The 257-nt window shown below is 47.5% G+C and carries 1 protein-coding gene; it reads left to right on the top strand.

All coding sequences use genetic code 11. The features are described from left to right. Positions 1–257 (top strand): hypothetical protein (locus AB4486_RS27085; RefSeq protein WP_372119870.1); only part of this gene is annotated, 257 nt, incomplete at both ends.

The following is a 257-nucleotide window of genomic DNA, read 5'->3' as shown; positions in this document are numbered from 1 at the left end:
ATGCCGCCAGAAGGTTTTGATCTAATGAACGGACGCACACGACCTGGCGATCGTTCGCGTCGTGATGATGACCGCTACCTATTCTTAGAGGCGATGCTGTCAGCGCAAGAATGTTTGTACATCAGTTATGTTGGGCGTTCGATTCAAGATAATACCGAGCGAGTGCCGTCGGTGTTGGTATCTGAATTGATTGAGTATTGTCAGCAAAACTACTGCCTAAGTGAAGACCAAGCACTACCAAGTGATGATTCAGGCAT

Source organism: Vibrio sp. 10N.222.55.C6 (genome assembly GCF_041473395.1).
GTDB classification, from domain to species: domain Bacteria; phylum Pseudomonadota; class Gammaproteobacteria; order Enterobacterales; family Vibrionaceae; genus Vibrio; species Vibrio crassostreae_C.
This window is presented reverse-complemented; position numbering and strand designations above follow the sequence as displayed.